The following is a 20883-nucleotide window of genomic DNA, read 5'->3' as shown; positions in this document are numbered from 1 at the left end:
CGCCTTGGCCCAGACCCCTCACGCCGATCCCGGTCTCGTCTGTCCGCTGCACAAGGCGGACATGTCCGAGGTTTGCCACAAGTGCCCGCTCTGGGTGCAGATCCGAGGCACAAATCCAAACACCGGTGAAGCCGTCGACGACTGGCGGTGCGCGATCGCGTGGCTGCCGATGCTGCTCATCGAAGGCGCGCAGCAATCGCGCCAAGCCGGCGCGGCCGTGGAGAGCATGCGCAACGAGATCGTCGAACGGATGGATATCCAGATGCAGGCGGGGAAGCTGTTGCGATGAGGATCACCATCGTCGTGCCCGACAACGTTGTCATCGTCGACGGCGTCAAACACGCCGTCGACTGCTCACAGTTCGCCGGCATCCATGCCGTGCAGTGGTTCGATACGGTCGGCGATATCGAGTTCGTCTACGATCCCGACACGCGCACCAAGCCGCTCAACGAGACGATCCACAGTCTTGACCAGTTCCAGCCGGTTCTCGATGGATTGATCTGACATGCTGATCGTCAGCCAGAAGGTGAAGCGGGCCGAGCTCACCGCCGTCATCACGCGCGCCGACGGCACGAAGGAAGAACTCGGCATGCTGGGTTACACCAGCTCGAACCCAGTCAAGCGCATCTTCATGAACGTCCTGCTCAGCCTGAAGAGGAGATTTAAGGCATGACCGCACGTACGCAAAACGCCGGATTGGCGAGGGTGACCGCGGCACTGGCGGCGCTGAGTTGGTATTTCCAATTGGGCACAGGCTCTGCTGCCGCAGCGAGCGCCAACGTCGTGACCACGACGTCAACAACCGAGTCCCGCGCGGCCTGCACGACCTCGCAGGTCACGACGTCGGTCACGAATGACACGCTGCAACTCACCGGCACGATCACGGCGGCCGGTACGCGCGCCATCACCGAAGTCGGTGCATTCGATGCGGCAGGCTCCGGCAGCCCGCCGACCGGCGGCAACATGGACTACTACTGCGACTTCTCGACCATCAACCTGGCCGCCAACGACAGCATCGCGTTCACGCTGAAGGTCCAATACACCTGAGATGACGACCCTCGTCGGGACGTCATCGTCTTCCGGCACGACGGTTACGATCCCCGCGCATCAAGCCGGGGATATGATCCTGATCTTCGCATTCAGGGATGGTTCGCTTACCCGCCCCACCTGTCCGGCACCGTTCACAGAGTTGCTCAGCGGGGCGGGGAACAACTGCGCGATGTCGCGCGGATATCGGATTGCGACATCTTCAGGGGAAACGTCCGGAGCTTGGACCAACGCGACCCAGCTGGTTTGCCTGGTCTACAGGCCGGACGCAAACTGTACCCTGGGTATCGGCAGCGGATCGTCTGTTTTTGGATCGACAAGCGGAGGAACGTCCAACACCGTTTCCGTAGGCAATGCCGGTTTCACGATCGAGAGAACCGACGGTACATCGATCATCGTAGCCGCCGTAGGCCACATGTCGACGGATCAATCGTTATCGATCCATCCGCCGAGCGACTTTGCATCTCGCGTCGACCAATTGGATGTCGTCGCCGAACTCTGCGCGTTCGATGCCGCTGGGCTTACGACGTGGGCGCCTCACAGCATGTCGCTGTCTGGCACGCTCGCTGGTTGGCGTACGGCACTGGTCGAGATCGTGTCGAACGTCATCACGGTGCAGAATCTTGACCTAGGCATGACGGCCCCTGGTGCAGTCACCGTCAGATGCGGCCCCACGAAGCGGCTGTCGGCGACAGGATCGTCACTTGTGTCGGCAGGGCGATCGGCATCGCGTCGGCTCTCCGCCGCTGGTTCCGCTGCCCTCTCGATTGGGCGGCGCGCTTCCAAAGGGTTGACCGCATCTGGTTCTGGTGCGGTAGCGCAGGTCCTGCAACAATGGCAGAAGCTGCTTGCAATCGCGACTCCGGCGACGGTTGCGTTTGGCCAGCGGCAGATCGCCAAGAAGCCTCTCATTACTACGGAATCGACGGTCGGACGCCTCGGCGCGATCACCATCGGACGCACATTGTCAGGACACGCGGATCCCTCCCTGACTAGTCGCGCGGACAAGCAAGTGGCGACGCTCAACAGCAGCCTTGTCGCGGCCGGCACTGCAGTCGGTAAGATCGCCGCGATCGCCGCGAGCTCGGTCGCATCCATCCACGCGGTCAAGGTCAAGGTCATCGAGTTGTTCGCGACATCGGTCGGGATGGTCGTCGCGATCCGGCAATCGATGAAGCTCTTGGCGACCTCATCGACCTCTACGGTGCGGATTGCCCGCACGATTGAGCGTCTGTCCGCCGTGACGTCCGGCAGTCTCGTAACGATCGGCCGGTCGATATCGTCCAGGCTGTCGGTGCTTGCGCCCTCGCAGATGTCCTCGGGAAGACAGGTAGGCCGCATCCTTGGCGCAGTAGCTGCGAGCGCCGCGACGACCACCTCGACGGCCGCGCATGTCCTGATGCTTGCGATCGCCGCGCCAGCAGCGCTCGCGCTGCGGCGTGCGATGGATCGAATAATGGCGGTGACCGCCAGCAGCGTCCTGTCAATAATCGATGCCGCGGTCACGAAGCTGACGGTGGCGTTCTCCACATCATCCTCGATTACAGCGTTTCGGCGCAGCAATCTCGTCCGGACCATCTCGACTAATGCGGTGATGGTCTTGATCAGGAGAGCAATTGCGCGAACTGTCATCGTTCCGGCAGGCGCCGTGATCACCGTGCAGCGGTTCATGGACCGCACGCTGACCGTGCCGTCGCTCGCGCGCATTTCTGTATCTCTGGCTTCGACCATAAAGGATGTCGTCAACCGGTATCTGCGCGTGGTCGGCCGGATGACGAAATATATCATCTCCGGCAAATCGGACGTGCTGGTCAGAGGCCAGTCGGCGGCATCCATTCTCGGGAGCACGGCAATGAACGTTCACGAGCCGCTCGATTTCATCTGCGGCATGGACTGGCAGCTCGGCGGACCTCAGCTCAACGCCGATGGCACGCCGCTTGGACTCAGCGGCGCCACCATTCAGTGGAAGCTCGATAGCGTCGACGGCGGAACGAACTTCGTAACGCTGACGGACGGAAACGGCATATCGGTCGACTTGGCGGCATCGAGCGTCTCGATCGACGTGCCGGCCGCGGAAACGGCAGCGCTCTCGCCTGGCACCTATCGAGACTACCTCATCGTGACGCTTCAGACCGGTCCGAAAATTCCGATGTGGACCGGCATCATCAGGGCTGGCGCGCAGCCGGCCTGAAGTCCGGTGACTGACTTCCTGGACAACGCCGCGATCTACCAGCGCGCAGCTACACCATCGCCAGATCGATTACAGGAGAAACGGGTCATGATCCCGCAGGTCTATATCGTAGGTTCGGACAAGGGCGGGGTCGGCAAGACCACCGTGGCGCGGCTGCTGGTCGACTATTTCAAGAAGAATTGCCGCGCGATCGATACCGAGGACAAGATCGCCGGAGGAGTCCTGAAGCGCTTCTTTCCGGCGCAGACCGAGTTGGTCGATCTCGAGCACACCGACGGCCAGATGCAGGTGTTCGATGCCTTGAAGGGCTCACCGGTCACCGTCATCGATATCAAGGCTGGGCTACTGACGCCGACCCTGCGCACGCTCGCCGAGATTGGTTTTCTCGACAAGGTCCGCGCAGGATCGTTGCGGATCGGCGTGCTTCATGTGCTGGACGGCAGCGTCACCTCGTTGGCCGAGATCCGGCCCATCACCGACGCGCTGCAGGGTGCCACGCACTACCTCGTGCGCAACAACCGCGCCGACGATCTGAAGTGGACAGCCGAGAATGGCATCGACGTTCCAAGGCTTGCAACCCGCGCGGCCTCGCGCGTGGATGAGATCAGCTCCGGCTTCTCCGACTTCGTCACCAACGATGATGAATCCGAGACGCTGCGCGGGCTGGTCAAGACCTGGATGGGCCGGGTGTTCGCCGGCTTCGACGCGTCGGGGATCGGCGCCGTCTGAAACGGCAAAATCGAAGGCAATTTGCAGATTGGCCGCGGCCGCCTCCGGGCGGCCTTTCATTTGGAGGACGCCAATGGCCCTCAGGATCGACGAGCATCTTCTGCGCAAGATGTGGCCCCATGGCGATAGCCGCATCAGCGGTCTGATCGCCGGAATCGCCCGCTCATCAGAGGCGGTGCTGAAGAAGCGGAAGATCACCACCCCGTTGCAGCTCGCGCACATCATGGCGCAACTGAGCTGGGAATGTAACGCCGGGCAGGAGGTGGTCGAGAACCTCAACTACACGACGCCGGCCGCGATGATGAGGGCCTGGCCGCGCCGGTTCCCCACCACCGCGTCGACCGTTCCCTTCCTCCGCAAACCGCGCAAGCTCGCCAACCAGGTCTACAACGGTCGCATGGGCAACCGTCCTGGGACGGATGACGGCTACGATTTCCGCGGCCGGGGCGGTTCGCAAACCACCGGGCGCGAGGGGTACGCGAGGCTGGGCGCCGCGGCAGGGTACGACCTCCTCGGCAATCCCGATCTCCTCAACGATCCTGACCTGTTCTTTGACTTCGCGGTGGCCGACTTCATCATGTGCGGCTGCCTGCCGTTCTGCGCGCCGAAGCCGAGCCTGCCGCTCGGCGATATCGAAGGCGTAACGTTCAGGCTGAACGGGGGAAAGAACGGGCTCGCCGGGCGCAAGCAGTGGTTCGCCCGCTGGTGGCCCGTACTCAAGAGCCTCGACGCGGCGCCCTCGCCAGCGCGCCCCGCAGCGGCTCTGGCGGCCATTTCTGAGGATCAGCCCGCTGGAGCTTTCCCGGCCGATACACCGGAGCCGGCCTACGCGGACGAGGCCGAGAGCCAGATCGATGAAGGCGTTTTGCGCTACGGCTGCGGCCACGACAAGCCCGACTTCAAGGTCAAGGCGCTGCAGGACCTTCTGGCCTCAAAGGGCTACGCCGTCGGCGCCGTCGACGGCGTTTTTTCCGGCGGAACGCGCGCGGCGGTATTGGCCGCCCAGGCGGACAACGGCCTTCCGACCACCGGCGAGGTCGACGCTGCCACATGGGCCGAATTCCAGGACATGCCTGACAAGCCGATCTCCGAGACGCGCGAGAACGCGACCGTAAAGGATCTTGCAGCCGCAGGCTCCGAGACCGTCAAGAGCGGTCAGAGCGTCAGCCTGCTCGGCAAGATCGGCTTGGCCCTTGGGCTCGGCGGTGAGGCCGGCCATTCGACTGGCGCGCTCGACCATGCTCAGGAGGCTCTGGGCCAGGTACAGGCGCTGCGGTCGCTCACCGAGAGCATCGGGGACATCGCCGGCTGGGCTACAGCGCATTGGTGGATCTTCGCGGCCGCCGGGGGCTTCGTCGCCTACCGGCTCGGCAACCGGGTGATTGCGCGCCGGCTGCTCGAGCACCGCAATGCCACGAACATGAACCGGTGAAGCAGCCATGACCGCGCTGATCGTTCGCATCGCCGCCATGTTCGGCATCTCGATCTCGCCCGTGATCGCAGGCGCCATCCTGTTTGGAGCCGCGCTGGGCGGCGCAGGCCTGTACACGATCAAGGTCTATGAGGCCGGCCGCAGCTCGGCCGAGGGCAAGTGCCAGGCCGCGGCGCTGCAATCGAAGATCAAAGCGATGGAAAAGGACCGCGATAATGCGCGCCGCGCGGCCGCGGACGCCGCATTGAAGCTGGCCACGATCGAGGCGCAGGCCAAGGAAGAGCAGGAGAGGACAGCGGACTATGTCGAAGAGCTCAAGAACCGTCCGGCGCCCAGCTGCGCTCTTACTTGCGACGATTTGCGCGGGATGCGCATCGCATCAAAATCCTGCCCCGCTGGCCCGCGAGCTGCCGCCGGCGCCGGAAAGGCTCATGGAGCCGGTCGGAGTACCGCGCGCTGACCTCAATGACGATGGTCGGGCCAAGCTGGCGCAGACCCGCGACGCCCTCAAGGAAGCAAACCGGCGACTGATCGAGGGCAAGCGATGGTACGACCAGGTTCGCAGCCGCGCCGCCGGGGAAGATCGCCCATGACGGCGCCAGCATCGGTGCCTCCCGCGGCAGCATTGCTGGACGGGGCCGCTTCGCAATCCGAACTCGCTGCGCTAGACGTCAAGGTCAGCAATCTGGACGGCGATGTACGCGAGATCAACGATCGCCTCCTTGGGCTCGACGTCAAGATCGATAAGGCCATAACGAGCCTGGCGACGGAATTCCGCTCGGCGCTGGCGTCCCTGGCGACCCAATTGACAGAGCGCAACAAGACGCCGTGGCCGGTGCTGATCTCGGCGGCGGCATTCATGGTGACTGTGCTGGGGGGCGTGGGCTGGCAAACGTTGTCTCCCGTCCGGGACGATGTCAACGCGATCAAGCGCGAGCTCGTTCCGCGGCAGGAGGTTGAGTTCCGTTACAGCGTCAACGACAAGCGGCTCACTCAGATCGAGGCGGAGCAGCGCGAGACGCAGCGCCGACACATCGACGAATTGCAACGCACGATCGATCGCCTCGAGCTTCAGCTCAAGGCGCGCTGACGCCCTCATCCAACGGGGACATCCGACATGGTTCGCACCGTCATTCTGGCGGCGATGGCGCTCGCGCTGGCGTGGCCAGCGGACGCGCGTCCCTCCCGCCACCACCACCGCGCGCAGACGGCTGCGCAGGCGCTGGACGCGCGTCCGGCGGCCTGCAGGGGCATCGCCTGGTGCGGATGCTGGCTGAGGCTGCAGAAGGGCATCAGCGACACCCGGCTCAATCTGGCGCGCGCCTGGGCCACCGTGGGGCGTAATGCCGGCGGTCCGGCCGTCGGGGTGATCGCCGTGTGGCGGCACCATGTCGGCGAGATCGTCGGCGTTCCAGCTCCGGGAATAATCATCCTTCGCTCCGGCAACGACAGCGGCCGGGTGCGGGTCCGGCCGCGGTCCACGCGCGGCGTGATCGCCTACAGATGGCTCTGATGCTCAAGCATCTGGCCGTCATCGTCGCCGTGGCCGTGTTCGGCGCGGCCGCGTGCGCGGTCGAGGCATGGCTCGAGCGGCGCAACATGGACAAGGCCGAAGCGGCCTTTCTGGCGGGCTTCACCATCGCGCTGATCGCGCTCGCCGGGCTGTTGATCGTTCATTTCGGGAGGTGGGTGTGAGAGAGCTCGACGAGCATGGCACCGTCTTTTTCTGGCTGATCGCGCTGGCGCTGCTGATGTGCGTAGGCGTTGCGAGCTGCGCGCGCAGCAACGCGCGCGATCTCGGCCAATGGGAAGCATCCGATCAGGCGCTGCGGGAGTGGTATCAAGGGCTGATGCAGCCCGACGTTCCGTCCGCATCCTGCTGCGGCGAAGCCGATGCGTATTTTGCCGACGAGGTGCATGTCAGGGAAGGCAAGACCTATGCCACCATCACCGACGACCGTCCCGACGCGCCACGCGGGCGGCCGCATGTTCCGGTCGGGACCGAGATCGAGGTGCCTGCGCACAAGCTGAAATGGGATCGCGGCAATCCCACCGGCCACAATGTCATCTTCCTGAGCCGTGAGCGCCACGTGTTCTGTTTCGTGCAGGGGACCGGCATCTGATGCCAACCCGCATTCAGATCGAGGTCGACGACGATGATTTTCGCTATTTCGACGCGTGCGCTCGTATCCGCAACATCAGCCCACGCTCGCTTTTTCGGCGTCTGATGAAAACCGTCGCCACCGACCAGATGGTCGCCAGCATTCTGGATGACGAGGGTGATCTTCGCCGGCGCGGCCGCGGCGAGCATCGCTATCGATCGACGCGCCGGGGGAACTCCGATGCGGTGGTTTGATCCGATCAGCGAGCGCTGGATCGACCCGCCGCGCGCGACGGTCGCGCCGCTGACCTATGCCGATCAGCAGATCATCGCGGCAAACCTTCGCGAGGATCATCTGCGCAAGGCGAGTGCTGATCGTATCTGGCAGGCCGTCATCGCGAGCGCAGCAGCGTCGCATGTCGCTAACGCCAAGGACCCGACAGAGACCTGCGAGATTGGGCGCGATTAGCGCCCTCTGAGACCGGACGGTTATGCCATAGGCCGCCGGTACCCCTTCCTTGGGGGACCTCCAAGTGACAACCTGCCCCGGGCTTCGCGCCCGGGGCTTTTTTTATGCCCTGTTCATATGTGCCTCAATCGGCCGTGCCCATGTTCGGCCGGTCGAAATCTGGCCGCACGTCGGCGCCACGCCGGCCGCATTTGCTGCAGGTGAATTTCGGCTCGAGATCCGACAATTGGACGTCGTCGGACCACCGGTCGACATCGGCAGGTGACAGCCTAATCATGTGGCCGCAGCGATAATCGGCGCAGTAGACGAGCAGGGCGCGCGTGCCGCCCCGGCCTGCGCGCATTTCACCGAGCGTGATCTTCTGCGAACTGTCCTGCTGCCGACGGCCGGTCACTTGAAACTGTCCATCACCCGGGACATCGCCGGATGTGTCCGGTTCTTGATTTTGATCCACTCTTTCGTGCGGCCGCTGATGTAGCGCCGATCGCGGCGCTTCGAGACGATGCCTTCCAGACCCATGCCGCAGGCGGCCCGGAACAGGTCGGGACCGATCTCGCCGAGCTCGAAGGGTGCAATGAAGATGCCGTCCGGCCGGCCGCCCAACAGGCGCGCAAGGCTCGCCTTTCGCATCGACAGCGGAAGCTGGCGGAGATCCTCGCCGTCCGCCGCCAGCAGATCGAAAGCATAGAGCTGAACCTCGGCATCGCATTTGCGGGAGTGCAGGGCGTTGAAGTCGGAGACCCCGTCGACGCCCAGGACAACCGCCTCACCATCGAGAATGAAGTGCGACTGGCGGTTCTTCCGGGAGGCCTCGACGATCCATGGGAAGCGTCCGGTCCAGTCGTGGCCGTTCCGGGTGAACAGCCGGACCCGGTCTCCGGCGCGCTCCACGCGCAGCCGGTAGCCGTCATATTTCACTTCATGGAGCCAATCAGGTCCGACCGGCACAGCCTTGGCGGCCGTCGGCAGGCAGAACTCGAAAATCGAACGCATGATGCGAGATTTATGCGCCGTTGTGCGAATGTCGAGTCGGAGGTACACCCGAACAGCAACCTATGGTCGGTAGGCTGCGCCTGCGGATGCTATCGAAAGACCCAGGAGAAACGGCTATTTAATCATGCCTTGCTTTAGATCCTTCTGAGGGCGTGGAGAAATGTAATGGCAGAAACCTCGATCGAGTGGACCGATGCGACGTGGAACCCGGTTGCCGGCTGCACCATCCTCTCGCCTGGCTGCACCAACTGTTATGCTATGCGGATGGCGGCGCGCCTCGATGCGATGGGGCAAGCGAAATATCGCGGCCTTACCCGCAAATCCGGCGGCCGCGCCAAGTGGACCGGCAAGCTTTTCCTTGATCGCAAGGCCCTTGGTGTGCCGAGGAGCTGGATCAAGCCCCGCCAGATTTTTGTAAACTCGATGTCGGATCTTTTCCATGCGGATGTGCCGGCCGCGTTTGTTGCCGAGGTCTGGTCGACGATGGCTGCGACGCCGCAGCACACCTATCAGATCCTCACAAAGCGGCCTGACAACATGGCCGAGATCACGGCCAACCTGCCCGTCCTGCCGAACGTCTGGCTTGGCACGAGCGTAGAGAGCTCCGACTATCTTGCCCGCATCGACGATCTTCGCCGCGTGCGCTCTGCGATCCGCTTCATTTCTTTCGAACCGCTGTTGGGGTCCGTCGCCAGCGCCGACCTGAAGAACATCCATTGGGCTATTGTCGGCGGCGAGAGCGGTCCTGGAGCCCGGCCCATGGCGGCGAACTGGGTTAGCGAGATCGAGGCAGCGTGCCGGCGCTACGGGACTGCATTCTTCTTTAAGCAGTGGGGCGGTAAGAACAAAAAGGCTGCTGGCAGGATGCTCAACGGCCGCACCTACGACGAGATGCCGACAGCGTCTCTATAGCTTCATCTCTTGCTGGCCAGTTTTATTTGCCGCAGCCTTCCAGAACCGGAGGGCCAGCTCGTGCTTGGCAAGCAGCGTCAGCCAATAGAGGTGCTGACCGCCTTCATTTGTGATCAATTCCATATCGGCTGAGGGCGATATACCGAGCGTGGACACTTTGCGGCGCCAGAACTCGAACATCTGCCGTCGAACAGTCGGGTGACGTTGTGCCATGTCGACCGCTGATCGCCAACCGGGTGCAAAATCGTCGAAAGCCGCCCGCTGAGCTCGGATGTTCATACCGGTGTTTCGCTGAATATCCATCTTGCTGATGTGCACCAACATGTCGATGTAGCTTAAACCGGCGAACGTCTCCATCACCTCGAACTTGAAGGCGCCCAAGTTGTACGGGTCGACAAACACGAAGTGCAGGCTACTAGGGCTCATCAGGGCCCGGATTGTTCGAGCCGCCGTGACCGCATCACCCTCTACCTCGATGACAGGCGCACCGGCGTGCTGCAACCTGGCGACCGCTAGCTTTCGGCGATTGTCATCAGCATCGGCGACGAATACGGAACTGAATGGTGCGCCCGCCCGCACGCTTTCCTTCCACGCCGCTACGCAGCTCCCCTCAATGAACTGGTCCTTGCGGCGGACTTTCGAGCGCCCGGGTCCACAAAATAGCTCGACATAAGTTGCGCCGGCTTTGCCCGGGCCGAGCCATTTTCGCCGGACGGCCCTGGAAATGCTAATGTAGCGACAGAGGGATGCTATCTTGTCCCTCGCCCAGGGCCCTACTTCTTCGACATCGAGGCCGTCATCGCCGCGAACGAGTTCGCCCATTTGCCCTCAAACCAACGGTGCTGAGCTGAATTGGTGTTTTCTTGCGGAAAGAGGCGCAACTCGCGTTGCGCCTCCCCGTTAACGCCTCACGGCGCGGCCGGAATATCCCCGTATCGGCGGCCAGTCTTGATCTCGCTGATCCTTCCGGGGTTCACGTCGTAGTCCGCGGCTATCCTGTTCAGGAAGTCACCCTCGCGGATGCGCTTCTTGATGATGGGAACGTCCTTGGGCTTGATCGTGTACGAGGGGTTACGGCCGAAGCCGTCAGGCGCAATTCCAGTCATGATTTGTCCTTGTGACTGGTTAGACTGCAGCCGTCTTGACAGAGGACCTCGAATAAGGCGTGGTGCGCCTCTCTTCGAGGTTTGTCTTCCAGGGTGTGCAACGGCAACGGATTTGGCACACTCCGCCTCGATCAAAACGGTCCGAAGGTGCGAACTTCGGGCCGTTTCTCTTTTCGAGACGAATCAACGTCCTGCAATCATTAAGATATCGGGTTAATCCCGCAACCGGGTTCCTCCGGATATACGACCTATGAACAGGTCGAGAACAGGCACGCGCACAAGAGCCCCGCTTCGGCGCACACCGGCTCAATCATCCCAAGGGGATAGCGTTAAGAAGTCCTTAATTGGCAAAACCTTAGAGTCGACGGCACGGGCCGGCGCCAGTGCCGGCATGACCGCCGAACCGGAAGAAATGCCGCCAATGGCGCGAGAGGCTGCCGCTGGATTTGTATCGCGAGCCCGCGCTGTCGCGCGGGGCTTGTCGCGTCATTTCCGCCGGGCGACGGTGCTGACGACCTGTGTCCTGATCGGTCTTGCGCAGCCGGCCCGGGCGGCCGATCCGATCAGGGGCGAGGCGACGTTTTCGGCCAGCGGCGGCTTTGCCCGTCTGGTCATCAAGCTCGGGGAGGACGTTCCTTCCGAGGTGACGACGGCCGGCTCAATTCTCGTCATTCGTTTCGACCGACCCGTCGATGTTCCCGTCGATCGTGTTCCGGAAGGCGCTCCCGATTACGTCAACTCCGCTCGCCGCGATCCGGACGGGGGCGCCATCCGCCTGTCGCTGGTGCGGCGCGTCACCGTCAATACCATGAATGCCGGCGAGCGCACCTTCGTCGACCTGCTGCCTGAGGGCTGGAAGGGCCCGCCGCCGAGCCTGCCCTTGGACGTGGTCAAGGAGCTCGCCGAGCGCGCACGCGTTGCCGAGCGCGCGCTGCGGGCCCAGCGCGCCGCCGCCGAGGCCAAGAAGCGTCCGCAGATCCGTGTGCGCGCCTCCGTGCAGCCGACTTTCGTGCGATTCGTGTTCGAAATGCCCGACGGCGTCGGCGTCTCCTCCGTGCTCAACGAGCAGAAGCTCACGCTGGTCTTCAATGCCAACCTGAATTTTGACCTGGCGGACGCGGTCGTCGCGGCGCCGCCGAACGTCGCCTCGATCAAGCAGAAGGCCGACATCGACCAGACCAATGTCGAGATCGCGCTGATCGGTGATTCAGACGTGCATTCCTTCCGTGACGAGAAGAATTACGTCGTCGATGTCTCCTTCCAGCCCGACAAGGGCAAGATGGCGGCGACTCCCGAGGCGGCGATCGCGCAGATGAAGCCGGGCGGTCGCACGGCCGTTCCTGCGGCCCCGCCCGAGAAGAAGGAGACAGAGCGTGAGATTGCGCCGCCGACATCCGAGACGATCGCGCGCGAGGCCAAGATCGATGTGAAGCCTGGCGTGAAGCCGGAATTGCCTGCCGCGATGCCGCCGGCTGAAGCGCCGAAGCCGGCTCCCGCGACGCAGGCTGCGCAAGCTGTAGAGGGCCCGAAGGAAGCACCAAAGCCTGCGCAGCCCGTTCCGGAGGCCGCACCGGCCAGGCCCGTCATGACCGAAGCGCCCAGAGAGGCAGTGAAGGACGCCGCCAGGGAGCCAGTCAGGGAGACTGCTAAAGCAGCCGCCGAAATCGCTCCCGCACCGCAGCCCGCGATTGCCGCCGTCGATGCGCGCCGCGACAGCGACGGCCTGCGCGTGACGTTCCCGATTCAGGTGGCGACGGCCGCGGCGGCGTTCCGCCGCGGCGACACCGTCTGGCTCGTGTTCGACTCGCCAAAGCCGATCGACGTCGAAGCGATCCGCACCAAGGGCGGCGCGATGATCGGCGAGGCCGGCCGCATCCCGCTCGAAAAGGGGCAGGCGGTCCGCATCCGCCTCACCCGCCCGCTGGTCTATTCGCTGAGGAGCGAGGAGGTCGGCAAGGAGACCAACTGGCTGTTGACGCTCGCCGACAAGATCCAGGCGACGCCGCTGCCGCTGATGATGTCGCGCAACATCACCGACCCGGCGCTCGCCAATATCGCGATTCCCTTCGCCAATCCTGGCATGCTGCACAAGCTCACGGATCCCGATGCAGGCGATATGCTCTACGTCGTCACCGCGCAGCGGCCGGTGCGCGGCTTCATCAAGCGGCAGGATCTCGTCGACCTCTCGCTGCTGGAATCCGCGCACGGTATCGCAATCCGGCCGAACTCCGACGAGATCGGCGTCGAGGTCGGCGCCGACAAGGTGATCCTCGGCAAGAAGGGCGGGCTGACGCTGTCGCCGGTCGACATCTCCGCCGAGCGGGCCCCGACGGCGGTGCGGCCGGTCTTCAGCCCCGAAGGCTGGCGCAAGGGCCAGTCGGAGAATTTCTGGGACCGTCAGAACGAATTGATGATGGCGATCTCGGCCGTCGAACCGGCACTGCGTTCCCTGCCGCGGCTCGATCTTGCGCAATTCTACATGTCGCGCGCGATGTATCACGAGGCGAAGGCCGTTACCGAATTGATGCTGGCCGATCCCCTCAACAAGGAGGAGAGCGGTGCGCTGATCATGCATGCGATTGCCAGCATCCTGATCGGCCGGCCGGCGCAGGGCCTGAAGGATCTCGCCAATCCCGTGATCGGCAACAGCCACGATTCGCAGCTCTGGAAGGCGCTCGCCTATGCGCGCCAGGGCAAATGGGCGGATGCGCGCGAGAAGTTCAAGAACGTCGAATTCGCCATCGCCTCGCTGCCGCTCGACATCCAGCGCATCGTGACGATGGACGCGATGCGCGCATCGCTCGAGGTGAAAGATTATGCCGGCGCTTCCAAGCGCCGCAGCGAGCTCGAGGTGGTGGGTGTCCCGCCCGAGGCAGGGCCCGGCTTCGCGGTGCTGCGCGGGCGGCTCGCCGAGGCGCTCGGACACGACAAGGATGCGCTTGACGATTACCAACTCGCGGTCGCCTCGAGCGACCGTCCTGCTGCGGCCGAGGCCAAGCAGCTCGAGATCGCGCTGCGTCAGAAGCGCGACGAGATCGGCAAGGACGAGGCGCTGCGCGAGCTCGAGACGCTGTCGATGACGTGGCGCGGCGACGCGATCGAGGTCAGGACGCTGCAGATGCTGTCGCAGATGTATGCCGAGAGCGGGCGTTATCGGGATGCGCTCACCGCCGCGCGCACCGCGACGAGGCTCCAGCCCAACGCGGAAGCCTCGCGCCAGGCGCAGGACCTCGCATCGAATCTGTTCACGCAGCTATTCCTAGGGCCGAAGGGCGACGAATTGCCGCCCGTCGAGGCGCTCGGGATGTTCTACGAATTCCGGGAGCTGACGCCGATCGGCCGCCGCGGCGACGAGCTGATCCGTCGTCTCGCCGACCGTCTCGCCTCGATCGATCTGCTCGATCAGGCGGCCGAGCTGCTGCAATACCAGGTCGATCACCGCCTGGAGGGGGCGGCGCGCGCCCAAGTCGCCGCGCGGCTCGCCATGATCTATCTCGCCAACCGCAAGCCCGACATGGCGATCACCGCGCTGCGCGCGAGCCGCATCAGCGATCTCTCCGGCGAGCTCAGGCAGCAGCGCCTGCTCCTGGAGGCGCGCGCGCAGAGCGACGTCGGCCGTCACGATCTCGCGCTCGACATCGTCTCCAACGTCTCCGGGCGCGAAGTGCTGCGCCTCCGCTCCGACATCTTCTGGGCGGCGCGGCGCTGGCGTGAGGCCGCCGAGCAGATCGAGCTCTATTACGGCGAGCGCTTCCGCGACTTCAAGCCGCTCAACGCGGTCGAGAAGAGCGACATCATCCGCGCCGCCGTCGGTTACGCGCTCGCCGACGACTCGATCGGCCTGTCCCGCTTCCGAGAGAAATACGCGCCGCTGATGAGCGAGAGCGCCGACCGTCTCGCCTTCGACATCGCCAGCAAGCCGGCCGCGGCTTCCAGCGCCGAATTCGCCGAGATCGCGAAGCTGGCCGCCAGCGTGGATACGCTTGACGGATTCCTGCGCGAGATGAAGCAGCGCTTCCCCGACGCCACGGCGCGAGCGCCTGGCTCGCCGCAGGTCAAGGACGAGTCCGACCACACCGGCTCGCTGCCCACAATTCCGGTCGTGCGTCAGATCAAGATGACGCGTTAGGGCTGGGGTGCCGCGCAAGGTGCGGCAAGCGATGGCTCTGCAATCTCGTCATTGCGAGCGGAGCGAAGCCAGGATCGTTCCACGGGCAGCCCGGATTCGCTTCGTCGCAAGAGCTCCTCGCAATGACGGGGAGAGGTCGAGAGCTATCGTTGAGAGCGGAGAGGATGCTTCGCTGACGTCGCCCGAGCTCATCCTCCCCCGTAACTCTGCACCAGGCTTCCGGCCACCAGCGACCAGCCGTCGACCAGGACGAAGAAGATCAGCTTGAACGGCAGCGAGATCGTGGCCGGGGGCAGCATCATCATGCCCATCGACATCAGCACCGATGCGACGACGAGGTCGATGATCAGGAAGGGCAGAAAGAGCAGGAAACCGATCTCGAAGGCGCGCTTCAGCTCGGAGATCATGAAGGCGGGGACGAGGATGCGCAGCGCGAGGTCGTCGGGGGTGGCTGGCGCAGGTTCACCCGAAAGGTCCAGGAACAGCTTGAGGTCTTTCTCGCGCACGTTCTTCTGCATGAAGCCGCGCAAGGGCACGGAAGCGCGCTGGAGCGCGTCCTCGACGCCGATCTGGTTGGCGACGAGCGGACGGATGCCCTCGTCATAGGACTTCTGCAGCACCGGACCCATCACGAAGAAGGTGAGGAACATCGCGAGCGCAATGATCACCGAGTTCGGCGGAGCGGTTGCGGTGCCCATCGCGGTGCGCAGCAGCGATAGCACGACCACGATGCGCGTGAACGACGTCATCATGATCAGGATTGACGGCGCGATCGATAGGACCGTGAGCAGCGCGATGAGCTGGATCGCGCGCTCGGTGACGCCGCCGCCAGCACCGCCGCCGAGATTGATGCTGATGTCCTGCGCGTGCGCAAAGCCTGCGAGCGATGCCGCACCGAACAGGACAGAAAGAAAAAGAACTCTACGCGGGAGGGTCGGCAGCCTCACGAAGACGGCTTCGGACGGCCGAGCAGCGAGGCCATCTCGTCTTCGAGATTTTCAAAGCTGGTCTTTTCCGCGGCCGGCTTCGGAGGCGGGGCGGGTGGTGCCGCCGGCTCGCTGCGTGCCGTCCGCGGAGGAGCAGCCGGAGGCTCCGGCGCAACCGGAGGCGCGACCGTTTCGCCGGCCGGGCGGCGCAGGGCAGCCTCCAGCCGCTGGGCCATTTCGGCCAGGTTCTGCTCGGCGCTGGATGGAGTGCCAGGCGGCGGCACGGGCGGCGCTTGGGGCACGGGCGGTGGCGGCGCAGCCGCGCGCTCGGCGCGCACGGGCGGCATCTTCATCGGCTCACTCCCGCGCGGCGGACGCGGCATCACCGGCGGTTCGCTGCGGCTGACGCGCGGCGGCAGCGGCTCCGGTCGCGGTTCGCGCTCGGGACGCGGCGCAATCGGCTCGGGCGCAAAGCTTCCCAGCGACGGCTCGCTGCGGCGTTCAGCCAGCGTAGGCGCAGGCCGGCGGACCTCGTCGGCAAAGGATGGGCGCGCCGGTCGCGGCGGCGGCTCGGGCATTTGCGGCTCGGGATGATCGAGCAGCTCGGGGCGCGGCGCCTCGTCGGCCCAACCACCGGCATCGGGCATGGGAGCAAGGCGCGGCGGCTCGGCGGCGTTTGGACGTTGCGGAAGCTGGTCGCGGCTGGGCGCGGCACGAACGATGTTGGGCTCGACCACGATGTCCGTCGGGCCGCCGATCATGAGCAAATGCTCGACATTGTCGCGCCGGACCAGCACCAGTCGGCGCCGGCCGTCGACCGCGGCAGCGTCGATCACGGCGAGGCGGGGCATCCGGCCACGCTGGGTATTGGCGCCGATCCGGCTGCCGGCGAATCGGCGAACCAGCCAAGCAGCGACGCCGATCAACGCCAGAACGACGATGAACGCGACGATGAAGGTGATAGGGCTGCCTTGCATACTTGTCCCCGACAAATGGCGCTTTTTTCGTGCCCATGGTCAGATACCCAACCACCGGCCAACGATGCCCCAAACTGCGATCTCTTAACGTCCCACGGCAAGTTTTGCCGTCCCCAACTCTTAATAACCCATGAATCGCTCGATCCAAAACGACTTCTTGGCCCGTGCACGCACCGCCAAACGGATGGGTTAATACCGGTTTGGGAGCGAAAAATCACGGGCGGGCGCATGCGTGTGCCGTTCGGGGACACGGGCCCGTGATATCTTAACCAGCTGTTAACCATACACGCGGCAAATTCTGCCTAGCTTCGGACCCAGGGTCCGTGGCGGCGGAAGGAGCCGCGACCATGTCCATCAACGATATTCCGGAACTGTCGGCGCTTCGCACCAAGATGCAGTGGCACCAGGAACGCCAGCGCGTCCTGTCCGAGAACGTCTCCAATTCCGACACGCCCAAATTCCGGCCGCGCGACCTGGTCGAGCCGAAGTTCGACAAGAGCGGCACAGTCGCAGGCTCGATGGGACCACTGGCGCTCACGCGCACCAGCAGCTCCCACATGGCGCCATCGGGGGCCGCCTCCGCATTCGACCAGAACAGGAACGCGGGCTTTGAGACCCGTCCAGCGGGCAATGCCGTCAATCTCGAGGAAGAGATGATGAAAGCCGCCAGCAACCAGATGGATTACGCGGCGGCGACCTCGCTCTATTCGAAGAGCCTGCGCCTGCTGAAGACGGCGATCGGCAAAGGCTAGAGCATGATCCGGAAACAAGGCAGCTAAGGGCGCATCATGGCCAATGACAGCAGCGACTTTGCCCGCTCGATGGCAATCGCGACCTCCGGTCTGCGGGCGCAAGCCGGCCGCATGCGGGTGATTTCGGAAAACATCGCGAACGCGGATTCGACCGCTCAGACCGCCGGCGGCGATCCCTACCGGCGCAAGGTTCCGACCTTTTCCTCCGCGCTCGACCGCACGCTCGATGCGCAAGTGGTCACACTGGGCCGGATCAAGCCCGACCAGTCCAGCTTTCGCGTCAAATACGAGCCGAACAATCCGGCTGCGGATGCGAGCGGCAACGTCAAGTATCCCAACGTGAACTCGGTGGTCGAGATGACCGACATGCGCGATGCGCAAAGGTCCTACGAGGCCAACCTCAACATCATCACTGCGACGCGCCGGATGATCCAGCGCACGCTCGACATCCTCAAGAGCTGAACAGGACATTTGAGCCATGGCATCACCGACAGTCGCCGCCAATGCGTACGCCAGTCTCGCCCGTGTGCTGGAAAACAGCGGCGCAGGCAAGGGCAGCGAACCGAGCGGGCAATCCTTTGCCTCGCTGCTGAAGGACGCCGTCGGCAGCGTCATGGAGTCCGGCCGCAAGTCCGATGCGCAGACGGTGGCGATGGCCGCCGGCAAGGCCAACGTCATGGACGTGGTGACGGCCGTCGCGGACACCGACGTCGCAGTGTCCACGCTGGTCTCGGTGCGGGACCGCGTCATCGCGGCCTACGAAGACATCATGAAGATGCCGATCTGATTTCGGCCCCCGAGTCATTGCGAGCGGAACGAAGCAATCCAGAATCCTTCCTCGGCCGCAGCCTGGACTGCTTCGCTCCGCTCGCAACGAACGGGGGAGAGGCCTTCGCATCGCTCGAAATAGTGGTGGGGAGGCAAGAGATGAACAAAGGAATCTGCCAAATGACCGGACCCGAAACCCTCGACGTCGCGCGCGATGCGATCTGGACCATCGTGATCGTCTCTTCGCCGCTGATGGTGGTCGGTCTGGTGGTTGGCGTCATCGTGTCGCTGTTCCAGGCGCTGACGCAGATCCAGGAGCAGACGCTGATCTACGTGCCGAAGATTCTGGCCATCTTTGCCACGATGCTGCTGGCGCTGCCGTTCATGGCGGATTCGATGCACGCCCACATGATGCGGATCTCGTCGCGAATCATCGGCGGCTGAGGCACAATGCGTGAATTATGCGCATCGACGTCTCGCTGCTGCCGGCGCTCGCCGCTTCCTTCATGCTCGCCTTCGCCCGGGTCGGCGCGATGGTGATGCTGCTGCCGGGCCTCGGCGAGACCAACATTCCGACTCGGATAAAGCTGTCGATTGCGCTCTTGCTCACGCTGATCATCCTGCCGCTGCATCGCAACGCCTATCAGGTCGACATGGGCTCGCTCGCGCCGCTGCTCGTGCTGATGCTGCACGAGATCGCGATCGGCATCGTGCTGGGTGCGACCGCGCGCGTGACGCTGTCGGCACTTCAGGTCGCCGGGTCCGTGATCGCGCAGCAGATGGGGCTCGGCTTCGTCACCTCGGTCGATCCGACCCAGGGACAGCAGGGCGTGCTGGTCGGCAACTTCCTGACCATGCTCGGTATAACGCTGCTGTTCGCCACCGACAGCCATCATCTCGTGATCGCAGCGCTGAACGATAGCTATACGATCTTCTCGCCGGGCGAGACGGTGTCGAGCGGCGGTGTCGCTTCGCTGGCAACGCGTGCCTTCGCAGCCGCGTTCCGTCTGGGCCTGCAACTCTCCGGACCGTTCCTGGTGTTCGGCCTCGTGTTCAACATCGGGCTCGGGGTGCTGGCGCGGCTGATGCCGCAGATGCAGGTCTATTTCGTCGGGGTGCCGCTCTCGATCTTCGCCGGCTTCCTGGTGCTCGCCGTCGTGCTCTCGGCGATGATGGGCACTTATCTCGATTACTTCATCGGCGTGATGCACCAGATGATGCCTCTGAGGCCACGGTAGGTCGATGTCAGACGACAAGGACCCGGAGAGTCAAACAGAAGACCCGACGCAAAAGCGCCTCGATGATGCGCTGGAGCGCGGCGACGTCGCCAAGAGCCAGGAGATCAACACCTGGTTCATGATGGCGGGCGGTACGCTCGTGGTCTCGACCTTCTCGGGCTCGGTGGGCAGCGGGCTGCTGACGCCGATGCGCAACCTTCTCGCCAATGCCTGGATGATCAAGACCGACGGCAAGGCGCTGCTCGTCCTGATGCAGCAGATCGAGTACGCCGTGCTCGCTGCGATCGGCGTGCCCCTCTTGATGCTGGTGCTGGCAGCCATAGCCGGCAACATGCTGCAGCACCGCCTGGTGTGGTCGAGCGAATCCCTGACGCCGAAACTCAGCAAGATATCGCCCGGCGCCGGCTTCAAGCGCATCTTCGGCAAGCAAGCGGCCGCGAACTTCCTGAAAGGAATCGGCAAGCTGATCGCCCTCAGCGTGGTCATGACCATGATCCTGTGGCCGGAACGGCATCGCTTGGAGGCCATGGTGAGGCTCGACCCGGCCGCCATGCTCGGCGCCTCCACCAGCATGACGATCCATTTGCTCGGTTCGGTGGTCGCGGCGCTCGCGATCATCGCCATCGCCGATTATTTCTTCCAGTACCGCACCTGGTTCCAGCGCCAGAAGATGTCGCTCCAGGAGATCAAGGAAGAGTTCAAGCAGTCCGAAGGCGACCCGCACATCAAAGGCAAGATCAGGCAACTCCGGCAGCAGCGCGCCAAGAAGCGCATGATGGCGGCGGTTCCAAAAGCCTCCGTCATCATCACCAACCCGACCCACTACTCGGTGGCGCTGTCGTATGAGCGCGGCATGTCGGCACCGATCTGCGTCGCCAAGGGCGTCGACAATCTCGCCTTCAAGATCCGGGAGATCGCGCGCGAGCACGACATCCCGATCGTGGAGAACGTGCCGCTGGCCCGCGCGCTCTACGCCACCGTCGAGATTGACCAGGAAATCCCGACCGAGCACTACCATGCCGTCGCCGAAGTCATCGGTTACGTCATGCGGCTAAAGCGCGGATTCAGCGCCGGGCGGGGATAAAACACCCGGAAAGCACCGGAAATGGCCGT

At 64.1% G+C, this 20883-nt stretch carries 29 protein-coding genes; 22 read left to right on the top strand and 7 right to left on the bottom strand.

Annotated features, from left to right (window positions below):
• Window positions 1-4: 4 nt before the first annotated feature.
• Genes K408_RS38530 through K408_RS0123610 form a run of 4 tightly spaced genes read left to right on the top strand, consistent with a single transcriptional unit; the run spans window position 5 to window position 1047 of the window.
• Window positions 5-289, top strand: a complete 285-nt coding sequence (locus K408_RS38530; protein WP_029674274.1) for a hypothetical protein — start codon at window positions 5-7, stop codon at window positions 287-289.
• Entirely contained in the window at window positions 286-504 is a 219-nt protein-coding gene (locus K408_RS0123620; protein ID WP_028145976.1) for a hypothetical protein, read from the top strand. The genes K408_RS38530 and K408_RS0123620 overlap by 4 nt, the downstream gene beginning before the upstream one ends.
• Window position 505: 1 nt before the next feature.
• The gene (locus K408_RS42250; protein WP_155248588.1) at window positions 506-673 is read left to right on the top strand and encodes a hypothetical protein; all 168 of its coding nucleotides are present in this window, start codon (window positions 506-508) and stop codon (window positions 671-673) included.
• Complete coding sequence (locus K408_RS0123610; RefSeq protein ID WP_024340969.1) at window positions 670-1047, top strand: hypothetical protein; 378 nt, start codon at window positions 670-672, stop codon at window positions 1045-1047. The genes K408_RS42250 and K408_RS0123610 overlap by 4 nt, the downstream gene beginning before the upstream one ends.
• A gap of 537 nt (window positions 1048-1584) precedes the next feature.
• Here the strand turns inward: K408_RS0123610 and K408_RS42245 are convergent.
• Window positions 1585-2754 (bottom strand): hypothetical protein, encoded by a 1170-nt coding sequence (locus K408_RS42245; protein WP_155248587.1) that lies wholly within the window; start codon window positions 2752-2754, stop codon window positions 1585-1587.
• Between K408_RS42245 and K408_RS42240 the strand changes: the two genes are divergently transcribed.
• The 10 genes from K408_RS42240 to K408_RS0123555 all read left to right on the top strand — a co-directional run bounded on the left by K408_RS42240 (window position 2717) and on the right by K408_RS0123555 (window position 7969).
• Entirely contained in the window at window positions 2717-3238 is a 522-nt protein-coding gene (locus K408_RS42240; RefSeq protein ID WP_155248586.1) for a hypothetical protein, read from the top strand. The two genes, K408_RS42245 and K408_RS42240, sit on opposite strands and share 38 nt — an antisense overlap.
• An 87-nt stretch (window positions 3239-3325) precedes the next feature.
• Complete coding sequence (locus K408_RS38525) at window positions 3326-3967, top strand: hypothetical protein (protein ID WP_024340967.1); 642 nt, start codon at window positions 3326-3328, stop codon at window positions 3965-3967.
• 73 nt (window positions 3968-4040) lie between these two features.
• Window positions 4041-5399, top strand: a complete 1359-nt coding sequence (locus tag K408_RS40740; protein ID WP_024340966.1) for a peptidoglycan-binding protein — start codon at window positions 4041-4043, stop codon at window positions 5397-5399.
• A gap of 7 nt (window positions 5400-5406) precedes the next feature.
• The gene (locus K408_RS0123590) at window positions 5407-5859 is read left to right on the top strand and encodes a hypothetical protein (protein WP_024340965.1); all 453 of its coding nucleotides are present in this window, start codon (window positions 5407-5409) and stop codon (window positions 5857-5859) included.
• Window positions 5860-5988: 129 nt separating this feature from the next.
• Complete coding sequence (locus K408_RS40335) at window positions 5989-6489, top strand: hypothetical protein (RefSeq protein WP_024340964.1); 501 nt, start codon at window positions 5989-5991, stop codon at window positions 6487-6489.
• A 27-nt stretch (window positions 6490-6516) separates the two neighbouring features.
• The gene (locus K408_RS43495; protein ID WP_245265910.1) at window positions 6517-6912 is read left to right on the top strand and encodes a C40 family peptidase; all 396 of its coding nucleotides are present in this window, start codon (window positions 6517-6519) and stop codon (window positions 6910-6912) included.
• A complete protein-coding gene (locus tag K408_RS0123570) occupies window positions 6912-7094 on the top strand; it encodes a hypothetical protein (RefSeq protein ID WP_155248584.1) in 183 nt (60 codons plus the stop codon). Before K408_RS43495 ends, K408_RS0123570 begins: the two co-directional genes overlap by 1 nt.
• Window positions 7091-7522, top strand: coding sequence for a hypothetical protein (locus tag K408_RS0123565; protein ID WP_024340961.1), 432 nt, complete (start codon window positions 7091-7093; stop codon window positions 7520-7522). Before K408_RS0123570 ends, K408_RS0123565 begins: the two co-directional genes overlap by 4 nt.
• Entirely contained in the window at window positions 7522-7755 is a 234-nt protein-coding gene (locus K408_RS0123560) for a hypothetical protein (protein ID WP_024340960.1), read from the top strand. Before K408_RS0123565 ends, K408_RS0123560 begins: the two co-directional genes overlap by 1 nt.
• A complete protein-coding gene (locus tag K408_RS0123555) occupies window positions 7742-7969 on the top strand; it encodes a hypothetical protein (RefSeq protein ID WP_024340959.1) in 228 nt (75 codons plus the stop codon). The genes K408_RS0123560 and K408_RS0123555 overlap by 14 nt, the downstream gene beginning before the upstream one ends.
• 124 nt (window positions 7970-8093) lie before the next feature.
• On the opposite strand, the gene K408_RS0123550 is transcribed toward K408_RS0123555, so the two are convergent.
• Both K408_RS0123550 and K408_RS0123545 read right to left on the bottom strand, forming a co-directional pair.
• Window positions 8094-8363: a hypothetical protein gene (locus K408_RS0123550; RefSeq protein ID WP_024340958.1), complete on the bottom strand. Its 270-nt coding sequence runs from the start codon at window positions 8361-8363 to the stop codon at window positions 8094-8096.
• A complete protein-coding gene (locus K408_RS0123545; protein ID WP_024340957.1) occupies window positions 8360-8962 on the bottom strand; it encodes an ATP-dependent DNA ligase in 603 nt (200 codons plus the stop codon). The genes K408_RS0123550 and K408_RS0123545 overlap by 4 nt, the downstream gene beginning before the upstream one ends.
• 165 nt (window positions 8963-9127) lie before the next feature.
• Here K408_RS0123545 and K408_RS0123540 point away from each other — a divergent pair, with 165 nt between their 5' ends.
• Window positions 9128-9874 (top strand): DUF5131 family protein, encoded by a 747-nt coding sequence (locus K408_RS0123540; protein ID WP_024340956.1) that lies wholly within the window; start codon window positions 9128-9130, stop codon window positions 9872-9874.
• Here K408_RS0123540 and K408_RS0123535 read toward each other — a convergent pair.
• Together K408_RS0123535 and K408_RS38510 are read right to left on the bottom strand one after the other, a co-directional pair.
• The gene (locus K408_RS0123535; protein ID WP_024340955.1) at window positions 9869-10696 is read right to left on the bottom strand and encodes a three-Cys-motif partner protein TcmP; all 828 of its coding nucleotides are present in this window, start codon (window positions 10694-10696) and stop codon (window positions 9869-9871) included. The genes K408_RS0123540 and K408_RS0123535 overlap by 6 nt on opposite strands.
• Before the next feature lie 86 nt (window positions 10697-10782).
• Window positions 10783-10980: a hypothetical protein gene (locus tag K408_RS38510; protein ID WP_024340954.1), complete on the bottom strand. Its 198-nt coding sequence runs from the start codon at window positions 10978-10980 to the stop codon at window positions 10783-10785.
• A 421-nt stretch (window positions 10981-11401) separates the two neighbouring features.
• On the opposite strand from K408_RS38510, the gene K408_RS0123525 reads away from it, so the two are divergent.
• Window positions 11402-15109, top strand: a complete 3708-nt coding sequence (locus tag K408_RS0123525; RefSeq protein ID WP_024340953.1) for a tetratricopeptide repeat protein — start codon at window positions 11402-11404, stop codon at window positions 15107-15109.
• A gap of 188 nt (window positions 15110-15297) precedes the next feature.
• Here the strand turns inward: K408_RS0123525 and fliP are convergent, their stop codons facing one another.
• The gene (gene fliP, locus K408_RS0123520; RefSeq protein WP_024340952.1) at window positions 15298-16056 is read right to left on the bottom strand and encodes a flagellar type III secretion system pore protein FliP; all 759 of its coding nucleotides are present in this window, start codon (window positions 16054-16056) and stop codon (window positions 15298-15300) included.
• Window positions 16053-17012, bottom strand: a complete 960-nt coding sequence (locus tag K408_RS0123515) for a flagellar biosynthetic protein FliO (protein ID WP_024340951.1) — start codon at window positions 17010-17012, stop codon at window positions 16053-16055. Before K408_RS0123515 ends, fliP begins: the two co-directional genes overlap by 4 nt.
• A 347-nt stretch (window positions 17013-17359) precedes the next feature.
• Here K408_RS0123515 and flgB point away from each other — a divergent pair, with 347 nt between their 5' ends.
• The 6 genes from flgB to flhB all read left to right on the top strand — a co-directional run bounded on the left by flgB (window position 17360) and on the right by flhB (window position 20854).
• Window positions 17360-17764, top strand: a complete 405-nt coding sequence (flgB, locus tag K408_RS0123510) for a flagellar basal body rod protein FlgB (RefSeq protein WP_024340950.1) — start codon at window positions 17360-17362, stop codon at window positions 17762-17764.
• Window positions 17765-17800: 36 nt separating this feature from the next.
• Window positions 17801-18226: a flagellar basal body rod protein FlgC gene (gene flgC / locus K408_RS0123505; RefSeq protein ID WP_024340949.1), complete on the top strand. Its 426-nt coding sequence runs from the start codon at window positions 17801-17803 to the stop codon at window positions 18224-18226.
• A 16-nt stretch (window positions 18227-18242) separates the two neighbouring features.
• Window positions 18243-18551 carry a flagellar hook-basal body complex protein FliE gene (gene fliE, locus K408_RS0123500; RefSeq protein WP_024340948.1) on the top strand — a complete coding sequence of 103 codons (309 nt, stop codon included), beginning with the start codon at window positions 18243-18245 and terminating at the stop codon, window positions 18549-18551.
• A 161-nt stretch (window positions 18552-18712) separates the two neighbouring features.
• Window positions 18713-18976, top strand: a complete 264-nt coding sequence (gene fliQ, locus K408_RS0123495) for a flagellar biosynthesis protein FliQ (RefSeq protein ID WP_024340947.1) — start codon at window positions 18713-18715, stop codon at window positions 18974-18976.
• Window positions 18977-18993: 17 nt separating this feature from the next.
• Window positions 18994-19770 (top strand): flagellar biosynthetic protein FliR, encoded by a 777-nt coding sequence (fliR, locus tag K408_RS0123490; RefSeq protein ID WP_024340946.1) that lies wholly within the window; start codon window positions 18994-18996, stop codon window positions 19768-19770.
• Window positions 19771-19774: 4 nt separating this feature from the next.
• Complete coding sequence (gene flhB / locus K408_RS0123485; RefSeq protein ID WP_024340945.1) at window positions 19775-20854, top strand: flagellar biosynthesis protein FlhB; 1080 nt, start codon at window positions 19775-19777, stop codon at window positions 20852-20854.
• Window positions 20855-20883: the final 29 nt, after the last annotated feature.

The organism is Bradyrhizobium sp. in8p8, from assembly GCF_000426845.1.
In the GTDB taxonomy this organism is placed as follows: Bacteria; Pseudomonadota; Alphaproteobacteria; order Rhizobiales; family Xanthobacteraceae; genus Bradyrhizobium; species Bradyrhizobium japonicum_C.
This window is presented reverse-complemented; position numbering and strand designations above follow the sequence as displayed.